The 25,811-nt window shown below is 65.1% G+C and carries 24 protein-coding genes; 12 read left to right on the top strand and 12 right to left on the bottom strand.

Going from position 1 to position 25,811, the window contains the following annotated elements; translation table 11 throughout:
- Positions 1 to 4: 4 nt before the first annotated feature.
- The 3 genes from ACNQPL_RS05865 to ACNQPL_RS05875 are packed head-to-tail and all read right to left on the bottom strand — an operon-like array spanning position 5 to position 3,898.
- Positions 5 to 205 (bottom strand): DUF1656 domain-containing protein, encoded by a 201-nt coding sequence (locus ACNQPL_RS05865; protein WP_008097766.1) that lies wholly within the window; start codon positions 203 to 205, stop codon positions 5 to 7.
- Positions 195 to 2,372, bottom strand: a complete 2,178-nt coding sequence (locus tag ACNQPL_RS05870) for an FUSC family protein (RefSeq protein ID WP_416466190.1) — start codon at positions 2,370 to 2,372, stop codon at positions 195 to 197. Before ACNQPL_RS05870 ends, ACNQPL_RS05865 begins: the two co-directional genes overlap by 11 nt.
- Complete coding sequence (locus ACNQPL_RS05875; RefSeq protein WP_416466191.1) at positions 2,369 to 3,898, bottom strand: efflux transporter outer membrane subunit; 1,530 nt, start codon at positions 3,896 to 3,898, stop codon at positions 2,369 to 2,371. Before ACNQPL_RS05875 ends, ACNQPL_RS05870 begins: the two co-directional genes overlap by 4 nt.
- 180 nt (positions 3,899 to 4,078) lie before the next feature.
- Between ACNQPL_RS05875 and ACNQPL_RS05880 the strand changes: the two genes are divergently transcribed.
- On the top strand, positions 4,079 to 5,026 hold the full coding sequence (locus ACNQPL_RS05880; RefSeq protein ID WP_346613974.1) for a LysR family transcriptional regulator: 948 nt from the start codon (positions 4,079 to 4,081) through the stop codon (positions 5,024 to 5,026).
- 165 nt (positions 5,027 to 5,191) lie between these two features.
- Positions 5,192 to 6,166, top strand: coding sequence for a 2-hydroxyacid dehydrogenase (locus ACNQPL_RS05885; RefSeq protein WP_387532163.1), 975 nt, complete (start codon positions 5,192 to 5,194; stop codon positions 6,164 to 6,166).
- An 8-nt stretch (positions 6,167 to 6,174) separates the two neighbouring features.
- On the opposite strand, the gene ACNQPL_RS05890 is transcribed toward ACNQPL_RS05885, so the two are convergent.
- Entirely contained in the window at positions 6,175 to 7,071 is an 897-nt protein-coding gene (locus ACNQPL_RS05890) for a DMT family transporter (protein ID WP_416466192.1), read from the bottom strand.
- Positions 7,072 to 7,337: 266 nt separating this feature from the next.
- Between ACNQPL_RS05890 and ACNQPL_RS05895 the strand changes: the two genes are divergently transcribed.
- Entirely contained in the window at positions 7,338 to 8,213 is an 876-nt protein-coding gene (locus ACNQPL_RS05895; protein WP_416466193.1) for a helix-turn-helix domain-containing protein, read from the top strand.
- A gap of 137 nt (positions 8,214 to 8,350) precedes the next feature.
- On the opposite strand, the gene ACNQPL_RS05900 is transcribed toward ACNQPL_RS05895, so the two are convergent.
- The 6 genes from ACNQPL_RS05900 to ACNQPL_RS05925 form a co-directional block, all read right to left on the bottom strand.
- Positions 8,351 to 10,741, bottom strand: coding sequence for a TonB-dependent siderophore receptor (locus tag ACNQPL_RS05900; protein WP_416466194.1), 2,391 nt, complete (start codon positions 10,739 to 10,741; stop codon positions 8,351 to 8,353).
- A 141-nt stretch (positions 10,742 to 10,882) separates the two neighbouring features.
- The gene (locus ACNQPL_RS05905; protein WP_416466195.1) at positions 10,883 to 11,863 is read right to left on the bottom strand and encodes a FecR family protein; all 981 of its coding nucleotides are present in this window, start codon (positions 11,861 to 11,863) and stop codon (positions 10,883 to 10,885) included.
- Positions 11,860 to 12,426, bottom strand: a complete 567-nt coding sequence (locus ACNQPL_RS05910) for an RNA polymerase sigma factor (RefSeq protein ID WP_416466196.1) — start codon at positions 12,424 to 12,426, stop codon at positions 11,860 to 11,862. Before ACNQPL_RS05910 ends, ACNQPL_RS05905 begins: the two co-directional genes overlap by 4 nt.
- Positions 12,416 to 12,742, bottom strand: coding sequence for a DUF3325 domain-containing protein (locus ACNQPL_RS05915; protein ID WP_346613967.1), 327 nt, complete (start codon positions 12,740 to 12,742; stop codon positions 12,416 to 12,418). Before ACNQPL_RS05915 ends, ACNQPL_RS05910 begins: the two co-directional genes overlap by 11 nt.
- Entirely contained in the window at positions 12,742 to 14,316 is a 1,575-nt protein-coding gene (locus tag ACNQPL_RS05920; RefSeq protein ID WP_416466197.1) for a PepSY-associated TM helix domain-containing protein, read from the bottom strand. The genes ACNQPL_RS05915 and ACNQPL_RS05920 overlap by 1 nt, the downstream gene beginning before the upstream one ends.
- Positions 14,313 to 14,618 carry a DUF3649 domain-containing protein gene (locus ACNQPL_RS05925; protein ID WP_416466198.1) on the bottom strand — a complete coding sequence of 102 codons (306 nt, stop codon included), beginning with the start codon at positions 14,616 to 14,618 and terminating at the stop codon, positions 14,313 to 14,315. Before ACNQPL_RS05925 ends, ACNQPL_RS05920 begins: the two co-directional genes overlap by 4 nt.
- A gap of 101 nt (positions 14,619 to 14,719) precedes the next feature.
- Here ACNQPL_RS05925 and ACNQPL_RS05930 point away from each other — a divergent pair, with 101 nt between their 5' ends.
- From ACNQPL_RS05930 to ACNQPL_RS05945, 4 genes are all read left to right on the top strand, one after another.
- Positions 14,720 to 15,265 (top strand): sigma-70 family RNA polymerase sigma factor, encoded by a 546-nt coding sequence (locus ACNQPL_RS05930; RefSeq protein ID WP_416466199.1) that lies wholly within the window; start codon positions 14,720 to 14,722, stop codon positions 15,263 to 15,265.
- Positions 15,262 to 16,191 carry a FecR domain-containing protein gene (locus tag ACNQPL_RS05935; protein ID WP_416466200.1) on the top strand — a complete coding sequence of 310 codons (930 nt, stop codon included), beginning with the start codon at positions 15,262 to 15,264 and terminating at the stop codon, positions 16,189 to 16,191. The genes ACNQPL_RS05930 and ACNQPL_RS05935 overlap by 4 nt, the downstream gene beginning before the upstream one ends.
- Positions 16,192 to 16,271: 80 nt before the next feature.
- Positions 16,272 to 18,599 carry a TonB-dependent Fe(3+) dicitrate receptor FecA gene (gene fecA, locus ACNQPL_RS05940; RefSeq protein WP_416466201.1) on the top strand — a complete coding sequence of 776 codons (2,328 nt, stop codon included), beginning with the start codon at positions 16,272 to 16,274 and terminating at the stop codon, positions 18,597 to 18,599.
- A 179-nt stretch (positions 18,600 to 18,778) separates the two neighbouring features.
- Entirely contained in the window at positions 18,779 to 19,126 is a 348-nt protein-coding gene (locus ACNQPL_RS05945; RefSeq protein WP_016395445.1) for an HPF/RaiA family ribosome-associated protein, read from the top strand.
- A gap of 201 nt (positions 19,127 to 19,327) precedes the next feature.
- Here ACNQPL_RS05945 and ACNQPL_RS05950 read toward each other — a convergent pair whose 3' ends face one another.
- Together ACNQPL_RS05950 and ACNQPL_RS05955 are read right to left on the bottom strand one after the other, a co-directional pair.
- Positions 19,328 to 19,738: a response regulator gene (locus ACNQPL_RS05950; protein ID WP_416466202.1), complete on the bottom strand. Its 411-nt coding sequence runs from the start codon at positions 19,736 to 19,738 to the stop codon at positions 19,328 to 19,330.
- Positions 19,739 to 19,795: 57 nt separating this feature from the next.
- On the bottom strand, positions 19,796 to 19,972 hold the full coding sequence (locus ACNQPL_RS05955; RefSeq protein ID WP_387532200.1) for a Flp family type IVb pilin: 177 nt from the start codon (positions 19,970 to 19,972) through the stop codon (positions 19,796 to 19,798).
- Between the two features lie 296 nt (positions 19,973 to 20,268).
- On the opposite strand from ACNQPL_RS05955, the gene cpaB reads away from it, so the two are divergent.
- Genes cpaB through ACNQPL_RS05980 form a run of 5 tightly spaced genes read left to right on the top strand, consistent with a single transcriptional unit; the run spans position 20,269 to position 25,811 of the window.
- Positions 20,269 to 21,216 (top strand): Flp pilus assembly protein CpaB, encoded by a 948-nt coding sequence (cpaB, locus tag ACNQPL_RS05960; protein ID WP_416466203.1) that lies wholly within the window; start codon positions 20,269 to 20,271, stop codon positions 21,214 to 21,216.
- 17 nt (positions 21,217 to 21,233) lie between these two features.
- Complete coding sequence (locus tag ACNQPL_RS05965) at positions 21,234 to 22,493, top strand: type II and III secretion system protein family protein (protein ID WP_416466204.1); 1,260 nt, start codon at positions 21,234 to 21,236, stop codon at positions 22,491 to 22,493.
- Positions 22,490 to 23,680 carry a pilus assembly protein gene (locus tag ACNQPL_RS05970; RefSeq protein ID WP_416466205.1) on the top strand — a complete coding sequence of 397 codons (1,191 nt, stop codon included), beginning with the start codon at positions 22,490 to 22,492 and terminating at the stop codon, positions 23,678 to 23,680. The genes ACNQPL_RS05965 and ACNQPL_RS05970 overlap by 4 nt, the downstream gene beginning before the upstream one ends.
- Positions 23,677 to 24,933 carry a CpaF family protein gene (locus ACNQPL_RS05975; protein WP_346613956.1) on the top strand — a complete coding sequence of 419 codons (1,257 nt, stop codon included), beginning with the start codon at positions 23,677 to 23,679 and terminating at the stop codon, positions 24,931 to 24,933. The genes ACNQPL_RS05970 and ACNQPL_RS05975 overlap by 4 nt, the downstream gene beginning before the upstream one ends.
- Entirely contained in the window at positions 24,930 to 25,811 is an 882-nt protein-coding gene (locus ACNQPL_RS05980; protein WP_416466206.1) for a type II secretion system F family protein, read from the top strand. The genes ACNQPL_RS05975 and ACNQPL_RS05980 overlap by 4 nt, the downstream gene beginning before the upstream one ends.

Below are 25,811 nucleotides of genomic sequence, written 5' to 3' on the forward strand. Positions count from 1 at the left end.
ATTCTCACCAGTAGAGCGACAGCGCCAGGGCGCCGAACAGGCAGACGAACAGGGAAAGGCGCAGCAGCGCCGGGTGCCAGAAGAAGCGATAGCCATCATGGCTGGCGATGAACCGATCCAACCCCCAGGCCAGGCCCAGGGCGAACAGGAACATCAGGGTCATGGTGGGCATGTACACGCCATGGAAGGCGATCTCACGGGGCATGGTGCAGTCCTTTCGCCGGTGCCAGTGGCGACTGTGGGTCGAGCAGGGAGGAACGGATGAAGTGCAGGTAGCTTTGCGCGCGGCGCAGCACCGAGGTGTCGAAGTGCCGGGCGAAGGGTTCGTCGGTGGCCTGCACGCGGCTGATGGCGTGGTCCACCGCCACCAGCGCGCGCTCATGGTTGCTGGCGCTGGGCTGCAGGAACAGCCGCGCCAGGGCACGGCCCATGACGCGGATGGCCTGGCGCCAGGGCTGCGACTCGGCATAGGCCGGGTGCACCGGGGCACGGGCCTGCTCCTTGCGCAGCTCGATGATCGCATGGCCGATTTCCAGCACGGTGAACATCCAGCCCATCAGCTCGCTCTGCACCTGCGGCTTGCCGGCGGCCAGGCCATAGGCCTGGTGCAGCAGGTCGCGGGTGCGGCTTTCGAAGGCCGAGCCCAGGCCACGCAGGCGCCCGCTGATGGCGAACAGCACCTGCTCGCGCAGCGCCTGCTCCAGGCGGCTCCACAGCCAGCGGCTGTTGGGCGGCAGGATGATCGCCCCGGCTGCGGCGCAGACGAACATGCCGATGACCATGCCGATGTAGTCGTTGATAAAGGTGTAGGGGTCGTAGACCGTCAGGTTGTTGGGCACCGAACCGATGGCGAAGAACACCAGCAGGCCAATACCGTAACCCGCGTAAGCCGGCCGCGACGACAGGAACGCGCCGAGCACGAACACCGGCGCCAGCACCATGCACAGCAGCGGGAAGCCGTCGATCCAGGGGAACACGAAGAAGGTTTCGAAAAACCCGATGAAGGCACCGATGGCCGTGCCGCACGCCATCTGGAACGACATGCGCTTGGGGTTCGGCGAGGCCGCCGACAGGCCTACGGTGACGGTGGCGATCAAGGTCATCATCGCGCCACTGGGCCAGTCGCTGAGTAGCCAGTAGCTGCCCAGCAGCAACAATACCGCCGAGGCGCGCACACCGGCGGCCAGCGACACCAGCCAGCTGGTCTGGGCCACGTAAGGCTCGTCCCACTGCTCGCGCTCATGCTTGTGTGCGGCCAGCGAGGCATGGGTTTCGGCGTAGCTGTACATCTCGTCGACGAAGCGATAAAGCAGCTCGAAGGCGGTATGGAAGTCGAGCAGGTCGGCCTCGCTGGGCGCGGTTTGCAGGTACGCGTTGCGCAGGCCGCGCACCTGCGATTGCAGGCCCTCTTTGTAGGCAGCCAGCTCCAGCGTGAGGCGCAACGCGTCGGCATCGGTGAGTGCCCGCCCGACATACGGCTGCAGCAGCTCGACCAAGGTATCGAGCCCCGGCTCGATGGCCCCGACGATCTGCAGCGGGCCACGGGCGCGCAGGCGTTCCAGCAAGCGGTGCAAGGCGTTGAAGCGCGTGGTGATGGCCATGAACTCGCTGTTCATGCGCACCAGCCGGCCCGAGCGCCGGCGCATGTGCGGGTCTTCGAACGCCGTCACGTTGCGCAGGCTTTCAAGGCCAACGGCCTCGGCAACGAAACGCACGTTGCTGGTTTCGAAGCGGTCGCGCTGGCTGTCGCCGCGCAAGGCTTCAACCACCACCCCGGCGAATATGCCAAAGCGCTGGTACAACGCGTTGCGCATGGCCGCACTGGCCGATTGCGGCAGGATGGCAGCACTGACGAAGGTCGAGACCAGAATGCCCAAAGCAATCTCCAGCACCCGCCATACCGCCGCCATGAACGCCTGATCAGGGTGTTGCAGCACCGGCAGGCCGATCATCGCCGCGGTGTAACCGGCCAGCACGAAGCCGTAGGCGCGGAACGTGCGGTAGCGCATGGCGCCCGCCGAGCACAGGCCCACCCACAGCGCCAGGCTGGGCAGGAACAGCTCGGTGTTCTGCGGAAAGAGCGCAATCAGCGCAACCATCATCGCCGAGCCGGCCAGGGTGCCGAGCACTCGGTAGAAGCTCTTGGCGAACACGTGGCCGCTTTGCGGCTGCATGACGATGAACACGGTGATCATCGCCGTGCGCGGTTGCGGCAGCTCCAGGCGCATGGCCAGCCACAGGGTGATGAACGCGGCGGCCAGCACCTTGAAGATGTAGACCCAGGTCACACCATCTGTGCGCGCCCAGGCAAAGAAGCCCCGGCGCCATTCCAGGCTGTGCAGCCAGCGCAGCGGCAGGCTCGATGTGCTCATTCGGCGTGTTCCGCCTTGCGGTCGAAGATGGCCAGGGTGGCCGGGGTTTTCGGCGCGGCCTGGCGCCCGTCCTCAGGCACATCCTTGCCGGCCTGCAGGCCGCCACCCAGTGCGGTCACCAGCTCGGCGTGGGCAATCAGGCGCGCGGCCTGCACTTGCTGTTGCACCTGCTGCTGGCGGAACAGCAAGGTCTGTGCGTTGAGCACGTTGAGGTAATCGGTGAGCCCGCGCTGGAAGGCGATCGTGGCGATGTCGTAGGTTTTTTGCGCGGCGGCCACCGATTCGGCGGCGAAATGCGCCTGCTGCTTCATCGACTCGCGGCGGATCAACTGGTCGGAGATGTTTTTCAACGCGCCGATCACGGTCTGGTTGTACCGCGCCACGGCCACGTCATAGCCCGCTGAGGCCACGCCCAGTTGCGAGCGCAGGCGGCCACCGTCGAAGATCGGCAGGCTGATGGCCGGGCCGACGTTGTAGTTGAACTTGCGCCCGGTGAGGAATTCCAGCGGCCCGCCGCCGGTGGCCATGAAGCCGAGGCTGCCGACCAGGTCGACGTTGGGGAAGAAGCCGGCGTGAGCGACATCGATGCCCCGCGCCTGGGCAGCCACCTGCCAGCGGCTGGCGACCACGTCGGGGCGCTGGCCGACCAGTTCGGCGGGCATGGCCGACGGCAGTTTCAGCGGCGCTGCAAGTGCCAGGCCAGGGCGCTGGATCTGTGCGCCCTCCCCTGGCCCCTTGCCCGCCAGCGCCGCCAGTTGGTTGCGGGTCAGGGCGATTTCTTCATCGAGGCTGTCGAGCTGGCGGTGGGTTTCAGGCAGTGGCGCTTCGGCCTGGCTGACCTCGAAATGGGTGCCGATGCCGCCGTCGAGGCGGCGCTTGGCCAATGCCAGGATCTGTTCCTGCTGCTCAAGCTCTGCCTTGACGATGTCACGCTGGGCGAAGTGCAGGCTCAACTGAATGTAGGCGCGCACCACGTTGTTCTGCAGCTCGAGCTGCGCCTGGCGCGCTTCGGCGACGCTCATGTGCGCCTGGTCCACGGCCTGTTCGCTGGCGTTACGCTCGCGGCCCCAGAGGTCGAGGGCATAGCTGAAGCCAATGGCGGCGTTGTTGTCCCAGGTGTTGGCACCCGACAGCGCGCCAGGGCCGTAGAACTGATCTTCTGGCCAGTTGTGGCGCTTGAGCGTTGCCTGGCCGTTGGCCTGGAGTTTTTCCGCCGACTCGACCACACCGGCCATGGCCTTGGCCTCGCGCACCCTCGCCGCCGCCATGGCCAGGCTCGGGCTGCCGGCCACGGCCAGGGCAAGCCAACGGTCCAGTTGCGGGTCGCCATAAGCGTGCCACCACTGTTGGTCTGGCCAGCGGGCGTCGCTGGCGGCTTCGCGAATGGCCGCGTCGGTGGTCAAGGTATTGGCTGGCAGCGTCTTGCTTTGCGGGGCAATACCCCAGGTTCCGATACAGCCGCTCAAGGTGAGGCTAAGGGCACAGGCACTGAACGCTTGAAGCGTTCTGATGATGCGACGCGGCACAGCTGCGATTTCCCGAGGATGAGGTGGAGGGGCGGAGCAATTCTAGGGGGCCGCCGCACTGGCGATAAGCGCAGATTCCTGCGAATCTTTGTTACCGAAACAGCGATAATCCGGCTTTGGTCGAAGGCACATTTAAGTTACTTCGTGACACAATTTCGTCCTCTACCTTGAGAGTGACCCATGGACACCCTGCAAAACATGCGTGCTTTCAGTTGCGTAGCCCAGCTCGGCAGTTTCACTGCCGCCGCAGCGCAACTGGACACGACCACCGCGAACGTGTCGCGGGCGGTCTCCAACCTGGAAGCCCATCTGCAAACCCGGCTGCTCAACCGTACTACCCGGCGCATCGCCCTGACCGAGGCGGGCAAGCGTTACCTGATGCGCTGCGAACAGATTCTTACCTACGTCGAAGAAGCCGAGGCCGAGGCCAGCGACGCCCATGCCCGGCCTGCCGGGCAGTTGAAGGTGCACTCGATGACCGGGGTCGGCCAGCATTTCGTGGTCGACGCCATCGCCCGTTACCGCGAATCGCACCCGGACGTGACGTTCGACCTGACCATGGCCAACCGCGTACCGGACCTGCTCGACGAGGGCTACGACGTGTCCATCGTGCTCGCCACCGAGCTGCCGGACTCGGGCTTTGTCTCGCAGCGGCTGGGCATCACCTACAGCATCGTCTGCGCCTCCCCGGAGTACGTGGCCAAGCATGGTTTCGCGCACAAGCCGATCGACCTGCTCAAGCATGCCTGCCTGCGCATGGTCAGCCCGGTGATCCCGCTGGAAAAGTGGCTGTTCGACGGCCCGGAGGGCCAGGAATTGGTCAACATCACCAGCTCGCCGTTCCAGGTCAACTCGGCCGACGCGATGAAAACGGCGATCCGCTGCGGCATGGGCATGGGTGTGCTGCCGATCTACTCGGCCATCGATGGCTTGCGTGATGGCAGCCTGGTGCGGGTGATGCCGGACTACCGGCTGCAGGAGCTGAACCTGTATGCGATCTACCCGTCGCGGCAGTACCTGGATGCCAAGATCAAGACCTGGGTCGAGTACCTGCGCAACTCGTTGCCAGAAATCCTCGCCGCCCATGAGGCGGACCTGAAAACCCACGAGTTGCTGATCGCCACCTGAAAAAGCTGCTGCAGTGCGCGGGTGGACAATGGTAGGTTGCTAATCAATGCCGGCCCTTTCGCGGGGCAAGCCCGCTCCCACAGGTTTTAGCAGTGTACCTGTGGCAGCGGGCTTGCCCCGCGAAGAGGCCTTAACTGACCCACCACCGCCCTGAGAAGTAGCCCGATGAAAAAGACCGTCCTGGCCTTCAGCCGTATCACCCCAGCCATGGCCGAGCGCCTGCAGCAAGACTTCAACGTGATCGTGCCGAACCCCAAGCTCGGCGACATCAGCGCCCAGTTCAATGAAGCATTGCCCGAAGCCCACGGCCTGATCGGCGCGGGGCGCAAGCTTGGCCGCGCCCAGCTTGAAGGCGCGGCGAAGCTGGAAGTGGTATCGAGCGTGTCGGTCGGCTATGACAACTACGACGTCGACTACTTCAACGAACGCGGCATTGCCCTGACCAACACCCCCGACGTGCTCACCGAGAGCACCGCCGACCTTGGCTTCTCGCTGATCATGGGCTGCGCCCGCCGCACCGCCGAGCTGGACGCCTGGACCAAGGCCGGCCAGTGGCAAGCCACGGTCGGCCCGGCGCATTTCGGCAGCGATGTGCACGGCAAGACCCTGGGCATCGTCGGCCTGGGCAACATCGGCGCGGCCGTCGCCCGCCGTGGCCGCTTCGGTTTCAACATGTCGGTGCTGTATGCCGGCAACAGCCGCAAGGCGGCGCTGGAGCAGGAACTGGGCGCGCAGTACCGCAGCCTTGAGCAGCTGTTGGCCGAGTCCGATTTCGTCTGCATCGTGGTGCCGCTGTCTGACGCAACCCGCAAACTGATCGGTGCTCGCGAACTGAAGCTGATGAAACCAAGCGCCTTCCTGATCAACATCGCCCGTGGCCCGGTGGTCGACGAAGCGGCGCTGGTCGAGGCATTGCAAAACGGCACCATTCGCGGTGCCGGGCTGGATGTGTACGAGAAAGAGCCGCTGAGCGACTCGCCGCTGTTCAAGCTGCCCAATGCACTGACCCTTCCACACATCGGCTCGGCCACCGCCGAAACCCGCGAGGCCATGGCCAACCGGGCGATGGGCAACCTGCGCGCGGCGCTGCTGGGTGAGCGGCCGCAGGACCTGGTGAACCCGCAGGTGTGGAAAGGCTGAGCCCCTACCTAGCGCGCCAACACCATTGCCGGCTTGACCTTCGGCTTGCGAAACACCAGCACATTGCCCGCCATCACCGCGACCAGCCCCAGCAACGCTGGGGCAGTCCATTGGTAGCCCTCGGCAAACGCCGAAACGTTCAGCGCCACCAGCGGGAACAACACCGTGCAATACGCCGCCCGCTCGGGCCCCATGCGCCCGACCAGGGTCAGGTAAGCGGTAAAGCCGATCACCGAGCCTGGAATGACCAGGTACATCAGCGAACCGATGTAGCGCGTGTTCCATTCCATGGCGAAAGGAATACCGCTGGCCAGGCAATACCCAGCCAGCATCGCAGCACCATAGGCCATGCCCCAGGCATTGGTGGTCATCGGTTTGAGCCCGGCCTTCTGCTGCATGCTCGACAGCATGTTGCCCGCCGAGAAACACAGCGTACCGAGCAGGGCCAGGCCCAGGCCATACAGGGTTTCGCGGCTGGCCGCATGGTGTGAAAGCTCCGGCCAGAACAGCAGGCCCAGGCCCAGCAGGCCGAGCGCGCCACCCCCGAGCACATTGCTGGCGATCCTTTGGCCGAAAAAGACCCGTGCGTTCAGCGCATTCCACAGTGTCGCGGTAGAGAACACCACGGCGATCAGGCCACTGGCGATCCACTGGCTGGCGGTGAGGAAGCACATGAAGTTGACGCAGAACAGGCACAGGCCCTGGGCCAGGCAGATCAGGTGACCGCGGCGGTTCATCGGTTGCAGGCGGCGGCTGAGCAGCAGAATGGCGAACAGGATCAGGCCGGCCAGCGCAAAGCGGTAGACGATCGAAACCGGAATGGCGACCACGCCCAGCTGCAGTTTGAGGGCGATCCAGGTGGTGCCCCAGATCAGGACGGTGAGCAGGTACAGGGACAGGTTCATGCGGTTGGCTCCAGAGGGGTTCAATCATGGGGCCGCCTTGCGGCCCATCGCTGGCAAGCCAGCTCCCACACGTACTGCGCAAACCTCGAGGAGGGCGCTGAATCTGTAGGAGCTGGCTTGCCGGCGATCGAGGGCGCCGCCCTCGCCAGCGCCATCAGTGTCTGCCCAAGCCACAACGGCGCACTTGCACAAACTTGCGCTTTTCCATCTCAGCTAGCTGTCACCGCCCCACAAGCGCAGTACGATGGCCCCCAGAGGAGCCGCCCATGACCCCACTCAGCCAGTTGCAAGTGTTCAACGCCATGCACGCCTCGCCCCACGCGCGGCTGGAGCTGAGCGCGCAGCTGGGCGATGGCCTGGCGGCGGCGTTGTGGCGCAACCGCGATGATGCCCGCGACTATCAGGCGCCCAGCCATCACACCCTGTCTTGCTACATTGCCGACGGCACTGGCACCTTTCGCCGCCAGCGCCCCGCCGACAAGGGCGCGCCGAACAAACTTTGCATCATGCCGGCCGGCCATGAGTCGAACTGGGTGGTCAATGGCGCGATCCGCCTGGCGCACCTCTACATCAGCGAGGCGCAATTCGCCCTGGGCTGCGTGCGCCTGCTCGACCGCGAACCGCGGGAGTTGCAGCTGCAGGAGGCGACGTTCGTCGACGACCCACAGCAGTCGGTGCGCTTTCGTCAGCTGATCACCCTCGACTGGGACGAACCCGGCGAGCGGCTGCTGGCCAGCAGCCTGGCGCACGACATCGTCGACCACGCCGTGCTCAGCCAGGTCGGCCTGCGCCAGGGGTTGCGCTTGAAAGGCGGCCTGGCGCCGAACCTGCGTCGGCAATTGGCGGAGTACGTCGAGGCCCACCTGGACCAGCCCATCACCCTGGGTGAGCTGGCGGTGCGCTGCAACCTCTCCGAATACCACTTCGCGCGCATGTTCCGCACCAGCTTTGGCCTGCCGCCGCACCAGTACCTGCTGGCTCGGCGGCTGCACCGGGCTTGCCAGCTGCTGCGCCTGGGGCAGCTGCCGCTCGGCGAGGTTGCCTTGCTGTGCGGGTTTGCCAGTGCCAGCCATTTCAGCAACCGCTTCCGCCAGGCGCTCGGTGCAACACCCGGCGACTATCGCGCAGCATTCCAGGGTTGATGGGCGCCGCTATGCGGCCCTTTCGCCGGCAAGCCGGCTCCCACAGGAATTGCGCCAACTTCCAGAAAGTCTGCAGCGCTGCTATCTCAGTGGGAGCCGGCTTGCCGGCGAAAGGGCTGCGCAGCAGCCCCTGCAATTCAGAACTCGAAAGTGCTCGACAGGCTCACCTGCCGCGCCTCGCCAATGGCGACGAAATACTGGTTCACCGCCGAGCTGTAGTAGACCTTGTCGAACAGGTTCTTGACGTTCAACTGCAGGCGCACGTTGTGTTCGTCGAACTTGGTTTCATAGCTGGCAAAGGCATCGGCGACGGTGTAGCTCGGCAGGTCGAAGGTATTGGTCGCATTGCCCGACCGCTCGCCCACATAGCGCGCCCCGGCCCCCAGGCGCAGGCGATCGCCACCGAACAGGCTGCCGAAGTCATACACCGCCGACAACGAGCCACTGTGCCTGGCCACGTTCTGCAGGCGGTTGCCCTTCAGGTCCGGGTCCTTGGTCACCTTGGCGTCGGTGAAGGCGTAGCTGCCGATAAGGCTCCAGCGTTCGCTCAACTGGCCGGTAAGGTCAAGCTCCACCCCTCGCGAATTGACCTCGCCGGCGTTGCTGTACACCGTCTCGCCGGTGCCGCTGTCGAAGTTGGCGACCAGCACGTTGCGCTTGGTGATGTCGAACAGCGCCAGGGTGCCGGTGAGGCTGCCCGGCATATCCAGCTTGGCACCCAGCTCCCACGACTTGCCCTCCTCGGGCGCCACGGAACCATCCAGCACGACGCCGCCGGTCAGGGGGGCAATGCTGGAATTGGGCTTGAACGACTCGCTGTAGCTGCCATAGAACGACAGCTGCTCATCGACCTTGTAGACGATGCCGGCATGCGGCACCCAGGCCTGGCCGCTGCTGTCGGTGTTGGCGGTGAACGGGCGGCCGCGGCCGGCGTACTGGTCGTACTGCTGAAAGCGCGCGCCCGCCACCAGAACCCAATGGTCGTCCAGGTGCAGTGCGTCCTGCACGAACAGCGCGTCGGTGCGCAGCTTGTCGGTTTGGTCGCTGTCGCTGGCGCGTACCGTGCTGCCCTCCACTTCCTGGCCGTAAACCGGGTTCACATAGCTGAAGGTGGACGTGGCAGCCTGGCGGATCAGGTCGCCGCGAAACACCTTGCGGTCCTCGTGGTCGATACCAAACAGCAGGTCATGCTGCATGCCCGCCAACGCTACCTTGCCATTGAGGCTGAGGGTGGCGAACTGGTCGCGGCTCATGGCGTTGTGGGTGCCGTCGATACTGCGGGTGAGCGTGCCCTTGGCTTCGTTGACGCCTGTCACGCGGACCTGGCTGGCGTCATAGGTCTCGCGGTTGAAGCTGTAGCCGACATGCACGTTCCAGTCGTCGGCCAACTGGTGGTCGACCTCCAGGCGGTACAAGTCGGAGCGCCCTTCCATGTCGTTGAAGGGTTCATCCAGGCGGCGTGTGGCCGGGATGTCCAACGGGTGGCCATTGCTGCCGAACGCCGTGCCGCGGTCGAACGGGTAAAGAAACTCGCGGTGCTCGTAGGCCAGCACCACCTGGGTGTCCTCGCCAAGCCAGGCCAGCGACGGCGCCACCAGCGATTCGCGATGCACGCCGTAGTTGCGCCAGTAGTCTTCGTCCTCGTGATCGACGATCAAGCGGTAGGCGAAGTTGCTGTCGCCCAGCGCACCGGTGCTATCGAAGCCGCCGCCACTGCCGTTCTTGCCGCTGCCATAGGTCGAGCCGCGTACGCTCAGGGCATTGTACTGCTGCAGTTGCGGGCGCTTGCTGACCACGTTGATGACCCCGCCCGGGTCCTGGATACCGTACAGCAGCGAGGCCGGCCCCTTGAGAACCTCCACCCGCTCGGTGCTGGCGTTGAGGCTGCGGCCCTGCACGATCGGCATTCCATCGCGCATGATCGAACCGTCACGGTTGTCGCCAAACCCGCGTTTCATCACAGTGTCGGAAGTACCGCCGAAGTTGTTGCCCTGGGTGATGCCGCTGACATTGGCCAATGCGTCGTCGAGGTTGCGTGGGGCCTGGTCACGGATCACCTGGGCCGGGACCACGTTGATGGCCTGGGGGATGTCCTGGGACGGGCCCTGGCCCCGCATGATCGAGGCGCTGGCCGGGGGCTGGTAGCTGTAGGCGTCCATCTGCGAGTTCACCGTGGTGGCCTGCAGGTTGAGGGCGCCGGAGGTGTCCACCGGTTCCAGCGTCAGGGTGCGGGCGTCGACGCGGCGCCAGGTCAGGCCGCAATTGCCCAGCAACTGTTGCAGGGCCTGTTCGGCACTGAACGTACCGTCGAGTGCCGGCGCCTGCACGGCGGGCAGTTCAAGGGTGTAGACCACGCTTTGCCCGCTGGCACGGCTGAAGGCGTTGAGTGCCTGGGCCAGCGGTTGGCTGGGTTGGGCGAAGGTGTGCAGCTGAAGTTGCTCGGCGGCCACGGCACAAGGGGCGGCAGTGATGGCCGCAAGCGCAGAAAGGCCGAGCCAGAGAGGGACGCAACGCGGGGTGAACTTCATGGACGCTGACCTGTGAGAGGGTTATTACTGCGAATGAATCGCACTTCCACTCATTACACGGATGCCACGTCCTGTTACCTCATCCGCTTTTCATGATTTTTTTCGAGAGCAGCTTGCCGGCGATGAGGCCGGCACAAACACCTACCTGATGACCGTCAGCCGCCCCAGCATCGTCTGCCGCGAAAAGCCCATCACCTTGCCCAGCGAATCCAGTGCCACCAACGGCTCCTGCACCGGGAAGCTGCCACTGACCTTGCGCTGCCCCAGCTCATCACCGAGCAGTACGATGCGCCCCGGGTAATAGCGCCGCAGGTCATCGACCACCTGTGCCAGTGGCACCTGGTAGTAGTTGAGCCAGCCCTGGCGCCAGGCCAGGCGGCTGTCGCTGTCCACACGCAGGGTTTCGCCCGCACGGCCTTCGGCGTAGGCCAGTTGCTGGTTGGCCGTCAGCTCGCGGGCAGTTTGCCCCGGCGCCGGGGTGACAGCCACGCGCCCGCTGCGCACGGTCACCTGGGCGCCGTCAGCCTGGTCGCGCACTTCGAATTCGGTGCCCAGCACCCGTACCTGGCCGCCCGCAGCGTCTACCACGAAGGGCTCACCGGTGTGCGTGACCTTGAAGAATGCCGCGCCATGCAACAACCGCACATGGCGCTCGCCCTGCTGGAAATCGACCGCGATGGCACTGCCCGCATCCAGCGTCACCTGCGATTGGTCGGCCAGGGTCAGCTGGCGAATCGTGTCGCTACTGCTGAAGTCGGCTTGCAGGTTCTGCAGCCAGTAACCCGGGTGCCAGCCCCCCGCCACACTCACGGCCAGCACCAGGCACGCTGCTGCCACCCAGGCACCGGCGCGACGCCAGCGACCATCGGAAGGCGCCGTGGCCATGGCGTCCAGGTAGTGCTGCAGGTTGGCCTGCTCTTCCTCGGCCAGCCGCGCGGCAGGTGCCGCACTCATGCGCCACAGCGCCTGGGCCTGGGCATAGGCCTGGCGATGGCTTGGGTCTGCCAGCAACCAGCGCTTGAACGCCGCGCTGTGCTGCGCCTCGGGCTGCTCGTTGATGCGGCTCAGCCACTGCAGCGCTGCTTGCGACGGGTCGTCGGTAATCACGTCTGGATCGCTCATCGACGGGTGCTCCCTGGCCTGCGCATGGGGGTCGCGGGCTCGGCAACACTGGCCTTGCACGCTTCGAGGGCGCGCATCATATGCTTTTCCACCGCGCTCTGGGACAGTTGCATGGCCTTGGCGATCTCGCCGTACTTGCAGCCGTGAATGCGGTTGAGCAAGAAGATCTGCCGGGTACGCTCCGGCAAGGCACGCAGCGCGGTTTCGATGCGCTGCAAGTCATGGTCGACCTCAAGCGCCTGTTCCGGGGCCTGGGCCGAGCAGGGTTCATCCAGTGGCAATGACGCTTCGGCGACGCGCTCGCGGCTGCCTTGGCTGCGCAGGTGGTCGATGGCCAGGTTGCCGGCGCAACGCAGCAGGTAGGTGTCCAGCGCCTCGACCTTGACCTCGGGGCGGCGCCAGAAGCGCAGGAACAGCTCTTGCACCAGGTCGGATGCGGTAGCGCGGCAGCCGACTCGGCGGTTCACCAACGCCTCCATGCGCGCACGCTGGGCCAGGAACACCTGGACGAAACGGGCGCGCGTGCTGTCGATCTCGGGTTCGGTCAAGGCGTCACCCGGCAAACACGGCCAACAACGGGCCCAGCACCAGGCTGAGCGCGGCAAGCCCCAGCAGCAGGCGCGGCTGGTAGGGCAAACCGAAGACCCACAAAGTGACCCCGGCCATCAACACCGCAACCCATTCCACCAGGCCATGGGCCCAGCCCCGCTGGTGCACCGACAGCACCAGCGACACCAGCAGCAACAGCCAGCCTGCCAGGCGCAGGCTGCGCAACTGGCCACGGCCAGGCTTGCGCCCGAGCAGGTCGCTGAAGTGTTTTTCCATGGCCAGGCACAAGGCAGCGAACCCGGCAAAACCCATCAGGGCAATACTCAGCATCACTTCACCTCGACCGCTTCAACCGTTGCCTTGGACGCCCGGGGCGCGCGCTTGGCAACCGGCTTTGGGGCGCGCAGCATCTTCGCTGCAGCCCAGGCCAGGAACGCCCCAGTGCCAAGCGCGGTGAGGTCGAAGCCGGCCATGGCCCAGTCACCGACGGCCACGGAGTGGTCCAGGCCCTGCCCTGTCGTCAGTGCATTGAGCAACGGCAGCAAGGCGAACGCCAGCGCGCCCAGCCCTAGCTGTTCACCCCAGGCCCTGCGCCCGGGGCGCAACGCAGCGTGCAGCAGTGACAACGCCCACAGCAGGAAGAAGCTGTTGATCTCCCAGTTGGCCCTGCCCTCCAGCCCCACTGGCAGCAGCCGGTTGGCCCAGAAGAAAGCAGCCACGGCCAGCAGCAGGCCGCTCATGCTGGCGATGTTGAGCACCTCGACCAGGCGCAACTCGCCCGGGATGCGCTCGCTTTTGGCATGTTTGAGCTGGCGTTTGCCCAGCCACATCACCAGGCCCGTACCGATCACTGCCGTGCCGGCCACGCCGAACACGAAGTACAACCAGCGCAGCCAAGGGCCGGCGTAGTTGCCCATGTGCAGGCCGGCAAAGCTGAAGGAGGTCATCATCGCCGCGCTTTCCGGCGCGCCCTGGTTCAGCAGCGCCCCCGTGGCACCGTCGAAGGTCCAGCTGGCGCTGCGCTTGTAAGCGACGTGATCGGCGGCGGATTGCGTGAAGGTGACGCGGGCATTGAGGTCGCCTGGGTTCTGCACCTGGATGAAGCCGATGCGCGCACCGGGCACCTGCTCCTGAACCTTGGCATACAGGCGCTCCAGCGGGACCAGCGGGGTGGCGACATTGGCCACCTTGGGCACCTCGTCGCGACCGAACAGGTCATTGAAATAGCCATTGGTGTTGCCCCCGTAGCTGGCCAGAATACCGGCCGGCATCACCATGTACATGAACAGCACCAGGCTGCTGTAGCTGATCATCAGGTGGAACGGCAGCACCAGCACGCCGATGGCGTTATGGCCGTCCAGCCAGGAGCGCTGGCCCTTGCCCGGGCGGAACGTGAAGAATTCCTTGAAAATCTTCTTGTGGGTGATGATGCCGGTCACGAGCCCAAGCAGCATGATGAAGGCGCAGAATGTCGACAGCCAACGGCCCCAGGGGTACGGCATCTGCAGCTCGAAGTGAAAGCGATAGAAGAAGTCGCCGCCGCGGCTGTCGCGCGCCTCCACCGGCTGGCCGCTCTGCGCGTCCAGGCTTTTTCTGACAAACCCCCGGCGCCCGCCTTCAGGGTCGCGCCAGCCCACGCTCAATGCCGCTTCCCGTTCACTCGGCAGCCGGATCATCCAGCTCGCCGAGTGCCCGGCGTTGGCTTCCAGGTAGCCCTGGGCCAGGCCCAGGCTGGCGAGCGGGTCGAGCGCATGGCTGCGCAGTTCGGGCTGTGCCCAGTGGCTGATCTCTTCCTTGAAGTACGACAGCGTACCGCTGAGGAAGATGGCGAACAGCAGCCAGCCGAAGATCAGGCCAGTCCAGGTGTGCAGCCAGGCCATCGCCTGGCGGAAGCCTTCCTTCATGGGTTTTTCATCCAGTAGGCGAGCCCATTGACCATTGCCAGTACCAGGCTCGGCAGCAGCACACCGAGCCAGGCCCGCCAGGCGCTGCGGCAGGCGAAGCACCAGATGAACGCCAACAGGTAGAAGACGAACGACAACAGCAAGCCGGTCAGGGTCGCATCGACCTGCGGCATGGGCGCCAGCAGCGCGACGCAGATGCTGACCATCGACGCCAGCAGGTAACCGCCCAGCAGCGCGGCCAGGCTGCGTGAGGTCACGGCCAGGCGGTAGCTGAGCGGGAGGCCGGCGGCGGTGCGCTTCATGGCGGAGGTCCGGGGAAATTCGGGGATGCAATAGTAATGATTTCAATTCTCATAAGCAAAGTCTGAAAGGTCTGTTGCCGAGCCATGAGCATGCCACTACAATGCGAACAATTCTTACTACCAGTTGCGCTAGTTGGCGCCGGAGTATCACGGTGTCCAGCGCCCTCTCTTCATCGGTCGAAGGTCTTTACCACGCCCACCACACCTGGCTGACCAGCTGGTTGCGCCGTCGCCTGGGCTGCCCGCAGAGCGCTGCCGACCTGGCCCAGGACACCTACGTGCGCCTGCTGCAGGCGCGCGAGGCACCGCAACTGGTCGAGCCGCGGGCATTCCTCGCCACCGTGGCCAAGCGCGTGCTGTGCAACCACTTCCGGCGCCAGGAACTGGAGCGCGCCTACCTTGAGGCGCTGGCGCAAACCCCTGAAAACGTAGCGCCGAGCGAAGAACAGAAGGCGATCATCTTCGAAACCCTGCTGGAGCTCGACCGCCTGCTCGACGGCCTGCCGCCCTTGGTCAAACGCGCCTTCCTGATGGCCCAGGTCGATGGCCTTGGCCAGGGCGAAATCGCCCGTGAGCTGGGCATTTCGCTGGCCACGGTCAAGCGTTACTTGAACAAGGCAGCGCTGCGCTGTTATTTCGCCCTGTGAACACGTCGTTTTCGCCGCAGGTGGCCGAGCAGGCCGTGCACTGGTTGATCGAGTCGCAGGGCGACGACTTCGACGACACCCAGCAACAGGCGCTGCAACACTGGCTGCTGGCCGATCACGAGCATCAGCGCGCCTGGGCGCATATCCAGCAGGTCAACCAGCGCTTGCGTGGGGTCGCCTCGCCGGTGGTGCACGCCACGCTGCAGGCGCCGCCCTCCCCCGCACGGCGCCGGGCGCTCAAGGCTCTGCTGCTGCTGGGCGTGGCCAGTGCCGCCGGCTTGGGCCTGCAATCGCATAACCCGTTGCCCGGCCTGATGGCCGACTACCGCAGCCCGGTCGGCCAGCGCCGGCGGATGCAGTTGGACGACGGCAGCCTGCTCCAACTCAATACCCGCAGTGCCGCCGATGTGCGCTTCGATGGCCAGCAGCGCGTGGTAAGGCTGCTGGAAGGAGAACTGGCGCTGGACGTGGCCCGCGACGCTCGCCCTTTGCTGCTGCGCACGGCCGAAGGTGCCCTGCAACTGGACAGCGGGCGTTTCAACGTGCGCGAGTTCGAAGGCTTCAGCCTGGTGTCAGTGTTCAGCGGCAAGGCCAACTTCTCGGGCCAGGCGCTGCTGCCTGGGCAACGGGCGCGGTTCAGCACCAATGGCTGGCAGGCCATTGCCCCGCTGGACAGCAACAGCGGTGCCTGGGTCGACGGCATGCTGGTGGCCTCGCAAATGCGCCTTGGCGATTTTCTGGCCGAGCTTGGGCGTTATCGCCAAGGCCAGTTGGGCTGCAGTGAGCGCGTGGCCGACTTGCGGGTATCCGGTTCGTACCCGCTGGATGACAGTGAGCGGATTCTGCAGATGATCGAGGTGGCCTTGCCGGTGAAGGTGCGGCGCTTTACCCGCTACTGGGTCACGGTCGAACCGCGGGTCAGTTGAAAAACTTTTCGATTACCTGAGCCATTTCCTGAACCTCGCGTGACAGAGAAGGCAGAACCCCTTCTCACAGGATCCGCCCCATGCCCCTGCGCCCCAGCCCCCTCGTCCACGCCCTGCTGCTCGCCACCAGCCTCGGCCTTGCCTCGCCGGCCCTGCACGCCGCCGAGGCGCGCACCTACCACATCGCCGCCGGCAGCCTGGAAGATGCCCTGAACCAGTTCGGCCGCGAAAGCGGTGCACTGATCTCGTTCGGCTCTCAGCTGACCCAGGGCCTGAACAGCCAAGGGCTGGACGGCCAGTACGATGTCACCGAGGGCCTCGACGCGCTGCTGCGTGGCAGCGGCTTGCAGGCAAGGCAAGAGGCCGACAATGCCTTCAGCCTGCAGCCCGTCGATGCCGCTCAGCCGGGTGCTGCCGTAGAGCTCGGCGCTTCGACCGTGGTTGGCGACTGGCTGGGCGAGGCGCAGCAGGACAACGTCTTCGAGCACCCCGGTGCCCGCGACGTGGTGCGCCGTGAGCAATTCGAACGCAGCGGCGCCACCACGGCACGCGAAGTACTCAACCGCATGCCCGGCGTCAACGCCCCGGACAACAACGGCACCGGCAGCCATGACCTGGCCCTGAACTTCGGTATCCGAGGCCTCAACCCACGCCTGGCTTCGCGCTCGACGGTACTGATGGATGGCATCCCGGTGCCCTTCGCCCCGTATGGCCAACCGCAGCTGTCGCTGGCGCCGATCAGTATGGGCAACATGGACGCGGTGGACGTGGTTCGCGGCGGCGGCGCCGTGCGTTATGGCCCGCAGAACGTCGGCGGCATCGTCAACTTCGTCACCCGTGCCATCCCCGAGCAGGCGACCTTCAAGGCCGCCATGCAAAACCAGGTCAGCCCATCCTCCAGCCAGGACGGGTTGAAGAACAGCGCCAACCTCTTGGTCGGTGGCACCAACGACAATGGCCTGGGCGGGGCGCTGCTGTACTCCGGTGTGCGTGGCGGCGACTGGCGCGAGCACAGCGACACGCAGATCGACGACTTGATCCTCAAGGGCAAGCTGCAACTGGACGAAGCCAACAGCCTGCACGCCATGGCCCAGTACTACGAGGGCGAGGCTGACATGCCGGGCGGCCTGAGCAGCGCTGACTTCGATGCCGACCCCTACCAGTCGACGCGCCTGAAGGACAAGTTCTGGGGCCGCCGTACCCTGTTCAACTTCGGCTACGACTACAAGCAGGACGACCGCCAGTTCAGCGTCAACAGCTTCTTCACCAAGACCCTGCGCAGCGGTTACCTGGACCAGGGCAGCTTCGTTTCGCTGTCGCCACGCGAGTACTGGGTGCGTGGCATCGAGACGCGCTTTTCGCAAGGCCTGGCCCTGGGCGAGAGCTGGCACGAACTGGGCATCGGCTACCGCTACGTCAACGAAGCCGGCCACGAACTGCGTTTCCGTGAACCGGTCAACGGCAACCTGCCCACCACCGCCAGCCGCAACGACCGCGACACCCGTGGCAGCACCGAAGCCCACGCCATCTACCTGGATGACCGCATCGACATCGGCCGCTGGACCATCACCCCGGGCATCCGCTACGAGATGATCGACTCCGAGCAGAGCAACAAGCTCAGCGGCCAGCGTTACCAGGGCAGCTACAACACGGCCTTGCCAGCGTTGAATGTGATGTACCACCTGACCGACAGCTGGAACCTGTACGCCAACACCGAAGGCTCGTTCGGCAGCGTGCAGTACAGCCAGATGCCCAACCGTGTGACCAGTGGCGAGGTGAAGCCCGAGAAAGCGCGTACCTGGGAAGTGGGCACCCGCTACGACAACGGAGACCTGCAGGCAGAGATCGGTGCATTCCTGATCAACTTCGACAACCAGTACGAGAGCAATCAGACCAACGATTCGGTGATCGCCCGCGGCGAGACGCGCCACCAGGGCATCGAGACCAGCGTGCGCTATGCGCTGGATGGTTTGAGCCCGGCGCTGGCCGGCTTCGATGTGCACGCCAGCTATGCCTTCGTTGACGCGACCATCCGCGAAGATGGGCCGAACAAAGGCAATCAAGTGCCGTTCTCTTCGCGCCACAAGGGCACGCTGGGGGTGGGTTATACCGAGGGGCCGTGGCAGCTGAACCTGGATGGCAGCTTCCAGAGCAGCCAGTATGCAGACAACGCCAACACCAGCGCCGAAAGCGCCGACGGCAGCACCGGGCGCATCCCCGGTTACATGCTGGTAAGCACCCGCGCCGGGTATGACTTCGGGCCGCAACTGTCGAACCTGAAGGTGGCGGTGGGCGTGAAGAACTTGTTCAACCGCGAGTACTACACACGCTCGTTCGATGACAACAACAAGGGCAAGTACGTGGGTGAGCCGCGCACGGTCTATGTGCAGACGTCGGTAGCGTTCTGATCGAATGGCGGGCCGCGTTGCGGCCCTTCATGTGGATTTGCTACAAGAAATTTATTTTCAGAAAGGGCTTGAATTCGTTCCTCGGTTGCCTGACCTTAGAGTCAAGAGGCGAAGAAATTCCAAGGGCCTCAAGGGCCTAGGCACGCCTCCATGCGAGCAAGCTGAATAAGGATTGAATCATGCAAATCCAGGTCAACAGCAGCAACCATATCGAAGGCAACATCCGTCTCAACGAGTGGGTCCGCAGTACGCTGGAAGCCACACTCGAACGTTACGAGGAAGACCTCACCCGCATCGAGGTGCACCTGCGCGACGAGAACGGCGCCAAGCCCGGGCCGCATGACAAACGCTGCCAGATGGAGGCTCGCCCCAAAGGCCATCAACCGATTTCCGTGACCCACACCGCGACCTCGCTGGACCAGGCGGTCGACGGTGCTGCCAGCAAATTGAACAATGCGCTGGAACACTTCTACGGCAAACTGCGCAGCAAGCGTGGCGTACTGGAACTGAGTGACCCTGACGCCTGAGCTTTGCCAGTCGCGTTCACTTGAAAATGCCGGGGCCGCTCTGCGGCCCTTTCCGACCGGTCCGGCGCCCCGGCAAGGCCGCTCCTGCACCGACCGCGTGATGCACCTGTAAACAGGGCATGCGCGGACCTTGTAGGCGCGGCCTTGTGTCGCGATGGGCCGCAAAGCGGCCCCAATACCTATCTCTGCCATTAAACCAGGTCAGTTTTTGACCGCCTGCAGCAAAGGCTGTGGAAACAGATTCTCCAGGGTTTCCAGCAACCGCGCGTGGTAGATGGGCTTGCGGAAGAAGTCCAGCACCTGCAGGCGCAGCAGGTCGCTGACGTCATCCATGCTGGCATGCCCCGACATGACGATCACTGGCAGGTGCTGGCGGAAGGTGTGATCGCGCAGGCGCTTGATCAGGCCCATGCCGCTTTCTTCCGGCATGCGCAGGTCAGTGATCACCAGGGCAACGTCCGGGTGGCGGGTGAGCACTTGCAGGGCCGCTTTCACCGAGCCTACGGTATGGCAGTAGTAGCCTTCGTTTTCCAAGAGTTCGGCCAGCTCGAGCAGGTGCTCTTCCTCGTCATCGACCAAAAGAATCTGCTGACGCGAGGAAGAGTTCTGCATGGGTGGCTCCTGTTCACCGGGTGCGTTGATGGCGTTACGTGGACGTCAGCTTGTGAGTTACAGAATCCCCGAGATCGTGGTGAACATCGTGGCAATTTTGCCCGAAATGGGGGTGACGAACGCCGCCAGGGCTACCGCCACCATCGCCGCGATAACCGCGTACTCGATACCGGACGCCCCGTCCTTGCGGTGCAGGAAGTTCTTGCAGTGAAGAGTGATCTTGTTCAGCAGCATGACCCAGCTCCTTGCGGCGACAGCGCCGGCGTTAATGGTGTCAAAGTGACGCCTATTTGCCATCAAAGGATCGCCAAGCCTGCGGCGTCTGCAAATGTAAAAAAGTATTAGTCGGCCAGTATTAGCCGTAAAGTATTAGCCCTGAAGAATCCCTTTAACCGGCTGTATTTATTAGGTTTGCAGCACCGCTTGAAAAATTTCCGCCGGCCTCATGGCGAAGAGTAAGGGTTGAGCTACCGTCCAATAGCGAAATAGTAACTTTTTGCCACTACTCGATCCGCGCAGGGAGGCCAGAGATGAGCAGTCGCTTGACCATGGTTCTGGCTGCGCTATTCCTGCTGGGGGCACTGCTGGCCGGCTATTGGGGGTTTGTATTGAGCCGCCCTGTCGCGCCGCCTGTACCCGTCGCCAGCGAAGTCGACCAGCCCACCGCCGTGATCGCACCGCCTGCCCCGCAACCGCCGGAGCCTCAGCGCTCCCCCCTGGTGGTGCTGCGCAAGGCCCTCCCCGCCAATACGCCAGTGACCGAAGACGACGTGGTAGTCGAGCGCCTGCAGGTGGTGCCCGCCGGGGGCTTCCAGGCTATCGAACAGGTGCTGGGACGCACTAGCACCCGGCCCCTGGCAGCAGGCAGCTGGCTCGACGCGTCCAGCTTCGAGGCTGGCGGGCCGCTGTCGCGGATGATCCGCGTGCACGAGCGCGCGGTTGCCGTGGGCGTGGACGACGTGGTCGGTGCTGCGGGGCAAATGCACCCGGGCGATTATGTCGACGTGCTGCTCTTCCTGCGTGAAGAGGCCAACAACCCGCAGTCCTCGGCCCAGGTGGTGTTACCTGCCCTGCGTGTGCTCAGCGTCGGCGAGCAGATGGGCCTGGCCAATGACGGGCGCCCGGCGCAAACCGCCGAAGAACAAAAGGCCCGCCGCGAGCAGGCCACTTCAAACAGCCTTGGCTCCACTACCCGCACCGTAGTCCTGGCCGTGCCCGAAGCCTTGGCCAGCCGGCTGATGCTGGCGGCCCAGGTGGGCTCCCTGCGCCTGGCCGTGCGCAGTGCCGACGAACAGCGCCTGGCCCGCTACTGGGCTGAGGCAGAGAGCCAACCGCAGGTAGAGAGCATCAAGCGTGAACTCTACCGGTTCAGCCAATTGTCCCAGTCGCCGCTGGCCAATACCGCCCAGGCGCCTGCCGTGGCGAGCATGCAGATCATTCGTGGGGCGCAGGCCGCCGACGCCAACAAGACACCCTGACAAGGCAAGGATGCAGTATGCGTAGTTCCGAGCGTTGCAGTTCAAGACGATTCTTCAGCCCTGCGTGCCTGGCCCTGCTCACGGCGGCGCTGCTGCCACAGGCCCATGCCGCCAGCAAAGGCTGCGAAGCCTTCAGCCAGTTGCCCTCGGTCATCGAAATGGACCAAGGGCTGCAACAGGAGCTACGCCTGCCGTTGACGATCACCCGGGCCGCCGTCGGCGACCCCAAGGTCGCCGATGTGCAGGCCAGCGGTGACCGCGCCGTGCTGGTGACCGCCGTGAGCCAGGGCAATACCACCCTCATGCTGTGGACAGCCTGCGCCCCCGCCCCGCACCGGGCCATGCTGTTCGTCAAGGGCCAGGCCAGTGCCGACATGGCCGAACACAACCTGCCGCCCTCGCTCGACCCTCAGTTGCCTAGCCAGGTACAGGCCGACATCCGCTTCGTCGAAGTGCGCCGCACCAAGTACAAGGAGGCGGGCGCGCGGCTGTTCTTCAGCGGCTCGAACAACAGCCTGATCGGCTCGCCGGGCACCGTGCCGGGTACCTCGGTGACCCCTGGTGCAGTGCCGATCGTGCCACCCTTGATTCCACTCGACGACGGCGTCTTCAACATCGTCTGGGGTGGCGGCAGCAGCCGCTTCCTGGCCGCCATCAACGCACTGGAGAACAGCGGCTTCGCCTACACCCTGGCGCGGCCCAGCCTTACCGTGCTCAGCGGCCTGACGGCAAGCTTCCTGGCCGGTGGTGAAATCCCCATCCCGGTCCCCAGCTCCGGCAGCGACAACGTCTCGATCGAGTACAAGGAATTCGGCGTACGCCTGGCCCTGACCCCGACCGTGATCAGCCGCGACCGCATCACCCTGAAGGTCGCCCCTGAAGTCAGCGAACTCGACTACACCAATGCGGTGACCATCGCCGGCACGCGGGTACCGGGCCTGAGCGTGCGGCGCACCGACACCAGTATTTCCCTGGCCGATGGCGAGAGCTTCATCATCAGTGGCCTGGTCGGCAACAACACCCGCTCGGCCGTGGACAAACTCCCAGGGCTGGGCAACCTGCCGATTCTGGGTGCGTTCTTCCGGCAGTCGGCACTGGTGCGCGAAGAAACCGAGCTGCTGATGATCGTCACCCCGCACCTGGTCCAACCCCTCGCCGCCAATGCCCGCCTGCCGCAACTGCCGGGCGAAGGGCTGCGCACCTATGACCCAAGCTGGGGCCGGCTGTTCTTCCTGGAAAACGGCAACTTCGATGGCCGCAACGGGTTATCACAATGAACGAGATCCTCAACCAGACCTTCCTGGCCATTACCCGCAACGAAGAAGACCTGCAATGGCTGCAGAGCGCGCTGGCCCCCCAGGGCCAAGTGATCGGCGCCAATGCCGGCAGCCTCGACGAACTGCTGGCGCTGGTCAACGCCACGTTCAGTACCCTGGTGTTCATTGGCCTGGACCGTGAGCAACTGGTCACTCAGTGCGCGCTGATCGAGGGCGTGCTGGAAGCCAAGCCGATGCTGGCGATCGTCGCCCTCGGCGATGGCCTGGACAACCAGCTGGTGCTGCATGCCATGCGCGCCGGTGCCCGCGATTTCGTCGCTTATGGCTCGCGCGCCAGTGAAGTGGCCGGGCTGGTGCGGCGCCTGGGCAAGCGGATGCCGACCGTCACCAGCAACCCCAGCCTGGGTGGGCTGACCGTGGTGTATGGGGTGCAGTCGGGTGCCGATGGCGCGTTGCTGACCACGCACCTGGCGCGGGTGGTGCAGGAAAGCGGCCAACAGACCCTGCTGCTCGACCTGGGCATGCCGCGCGGCGACAGCCTGGCCCTGCTCGGGCTGGAGGCGTCGTTCTATTTCGGCGATGCCTTGCGCCACCTGCGCCGGCTCGACACCACGCTGATCGACAGTGCCTTCACTCGCGACAAGAAAGGCCTGCGCCTGCTGACCTGCGCGGTGAACGACGAGCCGCTGCACCTGACCAGCCCTGCCGAGCTGTACATGCTGCTCAGTGCCCTGCGTCAGCATTTCCAGCACATTGTCGTGAACCTGACCGGGCATGCCGACAGCGAAGCGCTGCGCACCATCGTCAGCCACTGCGACAAGCTCATCGTCTACACCGACCAGAACATCATCGATTGCCGGCGCAACCTGGAAGTGCTTGAGCTGTGGCGTGACCATGGCATCAAGCTGGAGCATGCCAGCCTGCTGGTCGACCGTTACCTGAACAACGTCGCCCCCGACGCCGACAGCCTGGCCAAGCGCTATGCCCTGCCGCTGCTCAAGGTCTTGCCCGACAGCCCCGAGGTGCGGCTGAACGTCAAGAACCAGGGCCTGAGCCTGTTCGAACTGGCCCCACGGGAAAACTTGACCCAGGCGCTGCGCAGCCTGGGTGAACGCCTGGCGCTGCGTTCGGAAAACCTCCCGCCACCGGCCTTCACCTGGCTACGCCGGCTGTGGGGCAGCAAATGAACGGCGACCTGCCTTTCGGCGGCCACCAGCACAGCGCGAGCGACCCCTATGCGCTCAAACGCGCGCTGCACCGCTTCGCCATCGACGCCATCGAGGACAGTGGCCGCAACTTGCTGGAAGGCGCGCGCCCGGCACTGACCCAGTTCGTGCTGGAGCAGGTCGGCGATTACGTCGCGCGCCTGCGCCTGGCCTTGTCCCGCTACGAAATGGAGCGCCTGGCAGAAGAACTGGTCGATGAGCTGACCGGCTTCGGGCCGCTGGAGGTGCTGCTGCGTGACGCCAGCGTTACCGAAATCCTGGTCAACGGCCCGCACCGGGTATTCGTGGAACGCGCCGGGCAGTTGCAGCAGACCGACCTGCGCTTCATCGACGCTCACCACGTCGAGCGCGTCATGCAGCGCATTCTCGCCCCGCTCGGGCGGCGCCTGGACGAGTCGTCGCCGATGGTCGATGCACGCCTGCCCGATGGCAGCCGGGTCAACGCGATCATCCCGCCGGTGGCGCTGGATGGCCCGTGCCTGTCGATCCGCAAGTTCCGCCAGGACATGCTCAAGAGTGCCGACCTGCTGGCCACCCGCGCCATCGACCAGCACATCTTCGACTTCCTCGAACGCGCGGTTGGCCGGCGCTGCAACATCCTGGTCAGCGGCGGCACGGGCACCGGCAAGACCACCTTGCTCAATATCCTCAGCCAGATGATCGCCCCGCGCGAGCGCCTGGTTACCATCGAGGACGTCGCCGAACTGCAGCTGAACCACCCCCACGTGGTACGCCTGGAAACCCGCCCGCCGAATGCCGAGGGGCACGGCGAGATCAAGGCCAGCGAGCTGATCCGCAACGCCCTGCGCATGCGCCCGGACCGCATCATCCTGGGCGAGATCCGCGGCACCGAAGTACTCGATGTACTCACCGCGATGAACACCGGCCACGATGGCTCGATGAGCACGGTGCACGCCAACACCGCGCAGGATGCGCTGCTGCGCCTGGAAACCCTGGTCGGCCTGAGCGGGCGACAGATCGCCGAAAAGACCTTGCGGCAGATGATCTGCGCGGCGCTGGACGTGGTCATCCAGCTGACTCGCCTGCCCGATGGCCGGCGCTGCGTCAGTGAAGTGCTGGAGGTGGTCGGCGTACGCGACGACGTGTACGTGACCAACACCTTGTTCCGCCTCGACCGCCGCGGCGGCGACGTGTTCCTGCGTGAAGCGCCCAACCCTGCTGGCAGCAAGCTGCGCAACGAAGGTGTGCTGTGATCGGGCCCGTGCTGTTGGCGCTGTCGCCGTTGTTGCTGGGCGTGTCGCTGATGCTGTTTCGCCTAGGGCTGTACAAGCGCAGCGAACAGCGGGTTCTCCAGCGCCTGGGGCGAGCCTTCCAGGTGGTACGCAACGGCAACGCACGGCGCGACTGGCTCGACCCGTTGTTGCAGCGTGCCGGGCTTGGCGCCGCCGACTGGCAACCGCGGCGCTGGCTGCTGGCCTGGTTCGGCCTGGTGCTGCTGGCGCTGCTCGCCTCCGGCTGGGTGGCCGCGCTGATGATGCTGGTGAGCCTGCCGCTGCTCGGTTATTTCACCCTCAGCTGGCTGTACCGGCAGCGCGTGCGGCAGCTGGTCGAACAATTGCCTGCACTGCTGGATTACAGCGTGCGTAGCCTCAAAGCCGGCCGCACCCTCAACGACGCCGTGCTCGGCGGCATCGACAGCACCCGCGAACCGTTGCGCTCGACCATGACCCGGGTGCGGCGCAACGTGCAGCTGGGGGTACCGCTGGATGATGCCGTGAACGAACTGGCCGAGCTGTATGGCCAGGACGAACTGCGGTTGTTCGCCCTGGGGTTGCGCATCAACCGGCGCTACGGCGGCAACACCAGCGAGCTGCTGGAGAACCTGATCAAGCTGATCCGCGAGCGCGAACAAGGCAGCCGCCAGCTCAAGGCCATGACCGGCGAAACCCGCATCACCGCCATGGTGCTCGGCGCCTTGCCGCTGTGCATGGCCGGTTACTTCCTGATGGCCAACCCGCGCTACCTGCTGGCCATGTGGCAAGACAGCGCCGGGCAGATGATGCTGCTGGTGGCTTTCGCCCTGCAGGCGCTTGGCTGCCTGGTGCTGTGGCGCATGATGAGGAGCTTGTGA

The organism is Pseudomonas sp. LFS044 (assembly GCF_047978245.1).
Lineage (GTDB): Bacteria > Pseudomonadota > Gammaproteobacteria > Pseudomonadales > Pseudomonadaceae > Aquipseudomonas.